The sequence below is a fragment of the Candidatus Eisenbacteria bacterium genome (assembly GCA_016867495.1).
Taxonomy (GTDB): Bacteria; Eisenbacteria; RBG-16-71-46; order CAIMUX01; family VGJL01; genus VGJL01.
On record VGJL01000179.1, the window covers coordinates 1 to 5,182 of the forward strand.

Consider the following 5,182-nt stretch of genomic DNA (forward strand, 5'->3'; position numbering starts at 1 on the left):
CCACAGTGAAGGATGATCCCGCGGAGGGTCCGATGCGCGCGCTCGTGAAGGTCGGCAAGGGCGGAAGCGCTGTACATCCGTTCCCCCCCTGCCGAGTCCTCAGCCGCTGAAGCCGCGCCTACTTCGCCGACGAGCAGGTCCTGAATCCGAGCGCGCGATCCGGCGTCTCCGGCCTCACGATGCTCCTGCGCCAGGTCTGCATCGATCCTGGGCCGCGGTTCCAGCCGCCTCCGCGGATGATCTTCAGGTTGCCGATCGATGGGGGGGAGTGCGGCCGCGTGTACTCCCTGTACCAGTCATCGCACCACTCCCAGACGTTCCCCGCCAGATCGTGCACCCCGACGGTCTCGCCGGGCGGAACCGGGGTGGAGCCGTCGCCTGTCTGGAAGCCTCCCTGGAGCTCTCCGTTGAAGAAGCCGACGGGACTGGTGAGAACTCGAGTCTGGGACTCGTAGGGATCTCCGCTCCCCTCGAAGTTGGCCCGGCTGGCGTCGGCTTCCTGGCCCCAGGGATAGGTGGTGCCGAGGCCGACGCGGACGCTCAATGTCTCATCGCCTCGAATGGCAGCAGTGAAGAGCGAATCGCCGAACTCAGTGCTGTTTCCCCGCGCGGCGAACTCCCACTCGGCCTCCAGCGGCAGCCTGCGACCGAAGTAGCGCGCGTAGGCGTTCGCGCCGTGCCAGGTGACCTCGACGACGGGGAAGCTCTCCTTCCCCTCGACGACGGTGAATAGCGAGTCGTTGGAGTCATAGCTGATCTGCGAGTCGTCGTCCATCTCCACGGTCTCCGCGTAGAGGGTGACGCCGCCCGGGTCGTAGACCGCGCCGCCGCTCGTCCGGACCAACGGCCCCGGCGTCTTGATTCGAAGGACCTCGTTGAGCCAGTCAGCGAACTGCTGGTTCGTGATCTCGTACCGGTCCATCTCGAAGGGCTCGACCCACACCGGGTTGCCCGGATGGACGAACTCCCGAGCGTCGCCCATCACGAGCCATCCGCCGGGAAAGGTCACCCGCTCCACGATCGAGTTGAAGCCCCAGATCGGCCCGACTCCCATGGCCCCCTTTGAGTCCCTTGCCTTCACCTGCCAGAAGTAGTGCGCGTTGAGCGCGATCTCCTCAGGCGCGGCCACTTCGGTGGCCGATGCGGCCTCGGCGATCAGGCGCATGTCGTTGCGCGCCGTGCCCCAGTAGACGTCGTAGAGCAGCAGGTCGCCGGCGTCGGGATCGGAAGCGGTCCACCTGAGCGTGAGCGCCCCGATTGGAACATCCCGCGCCCCGTTCGGGGGGGTGACGGCGACAGGCGGTCTTGGGGTCTGGTTCGTCGCCGCGATCGCCCAGACGCTCTCGGAGGGCTCGGAGAAGCTCGCGCGGATGTACGAGAGGACCCTGTAGTAGTAGGTCTGTCCCTGGATGATCTCGGTCCTGTCGGTGTAAGTGGTGATGTTGCGTGGGACGGTGTCCTGCTTGGCGAAGGACCCGGCGTTTCCAACCGATCGCTCGATCCGGAACCCGGTCTCATCCGAGCTGCGATCCTGCCAGCTGATCGTGATCCCGGTTGCGGAGGTGGCCGTGACTCTCAGAGAGGAGGGGGCTCGTGGGGGAGGCTCCTGCGGGACCGTCGGGCCCCCGTTGCCGTTGTCCCCGCAGGAGAGCCCGATCAGGGCGACTCCCGCAATCGCCAGCGCCAATAGCCTGTCACGCATCATCGACCGACCTCCTCAGCCCATCCCCTAAGGCTTCAGCCTAACCCCATTGGTGCCGCGGGATCAACCCGACCCTCTAGCGAGCGCAGCCGGAATCCGCGAGCCGGCGGCGGACCGCCGCCCGGTCCAGGATCTGGACGGACCGCTCCTGCCGTCTCAGGGAGCCGATGCGGGGGACGCACGGCCCCCACAGCCCCTGGGCCCGATCACGAGCGCTCTCCCTCACGAGGGCAAGCTCCGAGACGAGATCGGTCCGCGGAGCGATCCACCAGACGATGATCGTCTCGTCCAGCTCCGGATCGAAGCCGAACTCCACCAGATAGACGCCATCCGCGTCGGATGTCGCGGAAGCGCACGGCAATCCCCCGATGAAGGCCCGGACCGAGACGCCCGGGAGCGGCTTCCCCGATCCATCCGTGATGGCGCCGGACAGCGAGACCGGCAGGATCCGCGGGTCCACGACGCCCGCGCCCTGGCATGCGCCGGCCAGGGTGAGCCCCACAAGGGCAGTGGAAAAGTAGCGCAACGCCCGCATTCCGGCCAGACCTCCTCGCTGAGCGGCAACCCCGCTGAGGCTATCCCCGTTCGGGACGATCGTCAAGCCGCGCGACCCCGGCCAAGTCCGCAGGATTCTTGCGTGTGGGTGGCTCCTCTGGTAGCTTGACGAAGCTCGAGGCCTGGGGCGAGGCGGGGAGGTTCCATCGATGGTGTTCGGACGTCTCACGGGACTGATGTCCAACGACATCGCGATCGATCTTGGGACGGCGAACACGCTGATCTATGTGAAGGGACGCGGCATCGTCTTGAACGAGCCGTCCGTCGTCGCAATCGACCGCGCCACCGAAAAGGTTCTTGCCGTCGGAGCGGACGCGAAGGCGATGCTCGGACGGACTCCGACGGGGATCGACGCGGTCCGTCCGATGAGGGACGGAGTCATCGCCGACTTCGAGAGGACCGAGGAGCTGCTTCGCAAGCTCATTCTGAAGGTCCAGACGCGCCGCTTCCTCGTGAAGCCGCGCGTCATCGTGTGCGTTCCATCGGGCATCACCGAGGTCGAGAAGCGCGCCGTGCGCGATTCTGTGGAGCACGCCGGCGCGCGCGACACATTCCTCGTCGCAGAGCCGATCGCGGCTGCCATCGGCGTCGGCCTGCCGGTCGAGCGGCCGACGGGGAACATGGTGATCGACATCGGGGGAGGGACGACCGAGATCGCGGTCATGACCCTGAACGGGATCGTGAACGACACATCGATCCGAGTGGGCGGCGACAAGATGGACGAGGCGATCATGCAGTACGTCAAGCGGACCTCGAACCTCCTGATCGGCGACCAGACGGCGGAGCAGATCAAGATCCGCATCGGGAGCGCGCACAGCGCGGACGAGCACAGGGAGATGGAGGTGAAGGGCCGCGATCTCATTGGAGGCATCCCAAACACTGTGACCATCACTTCCGGCCAAGTCCGGGAAGCGCTCCAGGAGCCGATTGGAGCGATCGTCGCGGCGCTGCATCAATCGCTCGAGGAGACCCCGCCGGAGCTGGCCAGCGACATCGTCGATCGCGGGATCGTGATGACGGGCGGAGGCGCGCTGTTGCGCGGCATGGATCAGCTCCTCAGGGACACGACGCACCTGCCGATCCGGGTCGCCGACGGAGCGCTTTCCGCGGTCGTGTTGGGCGCGGGCAAGATCCTCGACGACCTCGTGCAGTTCGAAAAGGTCCTGATGCGGAGCACCTGAGAAGCTCCATGCCTTCCCGCGGCGCCGCCCAATCTGCGCGTAGGCGTCTCGTCATCTGGCTCATCTGCGCCGGCCTCTCGGGCCTTCTGCTCGCGATGCCGACGGGATTCCGAAGCGCGATCGCGTCGGGTCTCGAGTGGAGCCTGTTTCTCCCCGTGCGCGCCGTGATCGGCTGGGGTGGGCGCTCGCTTCTTCTGAGCGTCCAGAACAGGCGACTCACGCGGGAGCTGGCGTCCGAGAGGCTGGAGGCCTCGAGATTGCGCGACGCCGGGAGAGAGAACCAGACGCTCCGCCGCCTCCTCGGGCTCCAAGCGCGCGCCGCGTTCGATCTGCAGCCGGGAACCGTCGTCGGCCGCTCGATCGACTGGCGAGGAGAGGTCCTCTGGGTGAGGTTCAGCGGGTCCGTCCAGCCCGGCTCCGCTGTCGCGTCGCCCGACGGGCTTGTCGGGCGGCTCGCCCGCCTCGATGGATCGCTGGGGCTCGTGGAGACCCTCTGGCACACCAGGGTCGCGGTGAGCGTCCGGAACCGTAGAAGCGGCGAACAGGGGATTCTCCGCTGGGATCCTTCGCGGCCGAGGGAGCTCACGATCGCGGACATTCCCGTCCAGGCCGACTTCCGGCCGGGAGATCCGATCGTGACCTCTGGAATGGGGGAGGTCTTTCCGAAGGGGATCTTCGTGGGGACGGTCCTGAAGGGCGAGGACGATCCCCGCAACCAGCTGAAGCTCGTCCGCGTGCGGCCGCTCGTCAGGCCCGGCGGGATCACGGAGCTTGTCCTCCTGCGCGAACGGCCCCCCGAAGGCGACGCGACGCCGCTCTATCCCGAGCCGGAGCCCACGGCGCCGGGGGGGACTGCGCTGCCGGGAGAAGGCGCGGCGAGGCCGTGATGGCGCTCTTTGTCGCGAGACTCGTCCTCACCCTCTGGGCCGTTCTCACCTTCAGGCTCACGCTGGGCCCGAGTCTCGCGATAGCGGGAGTGCAGCCCGATCTCGCAGCGGCCCTTGTCTTCTACATCGCGCTCGCCCGCGGGGCGACGTTCGGGATCATCGGGGGCTTTCTCATGGGCCTCCTGGTCGACGTGGACCACCCTCTCGGTCTGGGCGTCTCGAGCCTGGCTTGGAGCACGATGTCCCTGGTCGTGTCGAGGCTCTCGGAGGCGATCGACACGCGAGATCCTGTCCTGGGTTCTTTCCTCCTCTTCCTGGCGGTCCTGCTGGCGGAGACGGTGAAGGTCCCCTTCATCGGCGGATACGATCCCTCGCGCTTCGCATTGGTCTGGCTACGCTGGTCTCTCCCGACAGCCCTCTACACGGCGGTGGCCGTTCCGCTCCTCGTCGCGGGAGCGCACGCGGTGATGGGTGAGAAGAGGTGGCTGGGTGGCCGATCGTAGGTTCTCGTTCGACGCGCTGCGAGGGCGCTTCCGAGCCCTGATCGTCCTGGCTGCGATCGCTTTCGGGCTGATCTTCATCCGCCTCGTCTTCCTGCAGGTCGTTCGGGGGGCCCACTACGCGAAGGAGGCCGAGGAGAACCGGATCCGCCCCGAGATCCTGCGCGCCCACCGCGGCCGGCTCCTCGATCGGCAGGGGAGGGTCCTCGCCGACAACGCGCCGTCCTTCTCCCTCTCCTTCGACCCCCGCGATCGAGCCTTCCGTCGCAACCGTCCGCTGCTCGAGTCGGTTGCCGTCGAGCTTGCCGGTCTGCTCGGCCGCGACCCCGCCGAGATGATCATCGAGATCGATCGAGC

At 67.3% G+C, this 5,182-nt stretch carries 6 protein-coding genes; 4 read left to right on the plus strand and 2 right to left on the minus strand.

Going from position 1 to position 5,182, the window contains the following annotated elements; all coding sequences use genetic code 11:
• Positions 1-118: 118 nt before the first annotated feature.
• Positions 119-1,705 carry a hypothetical protein gene (locus FJY88_11690; protein MBM3287994.1) on the minus strand — a complete coding sequence of 529 codons (1,587 nt, stop codon included), beginning with the start codon at positions 1,703-1,705 and terminating at the stop codon, positions 119-121.
• Between the two features lie 73 nt (positions 1,706-1,778).
• Positions 1,779-2,237, minus strand: a complete 459-nt coding sequence (locus tag FJY88_11695; protein ID MBM3287995.1) for a carboxypeptidase regulatory-like domain-containing protein — start codon at positions 2,235-2,237, stop codon at positions 1,779-1,781.
• 169 nt (positions 2,238-2,406) lie between these two features.
• Between FJY88_11695 and FJY88_11700 the strand changes: the two genes are divergently transcribed.
• The 4 genes from FJY88_11700 to FJY88_11715 form a co-directional block, all read left to right on the plus strand.
• Complete coding sequence (locus tag FJY88_11700; protein ID MBM3287996.1) at positions 2,407-3,438, plus strand: rod shape-determining protein; 1,032 nt, start codon at positions 2,407-2,409, stop codon at positions 3,436-3,438.
• 8 nt (positions 3,439-3,446) lie between these two features.
• On the plus strand, positions 3,447-4,325 hold the full coding sequence (locus FJY88_11705; protein ID MBM3287997.1) for a rod shape-determining protein MreC: 879 nt from the start codon (positions 3,447-3,449) through the stop codon (positions 4,323-4,325).
• Complete coding sequence (mreD, locus tag FJY88_11710) at positions 4,325-4,828, plus strand: rod shape-determining protein MreD (GenBank protein MBM3287998.1); 504 nt, start codon at positions 4,325-4,327, stop codon at positions 4,826-4,828. Before FJY88_11705 ends, mreD begins: the two co-directional genes overlap by 1 nt.
• On the plus strand, positions 4,797-5,182 hold a 386-nt coding region (locus FJY88_11715; GenBank protein MBM3287999.1), incomplete at its 3' end, for a hypothetical protein. The genes mreD and FJY88_11715, both read left to right, overlap by 32 nt.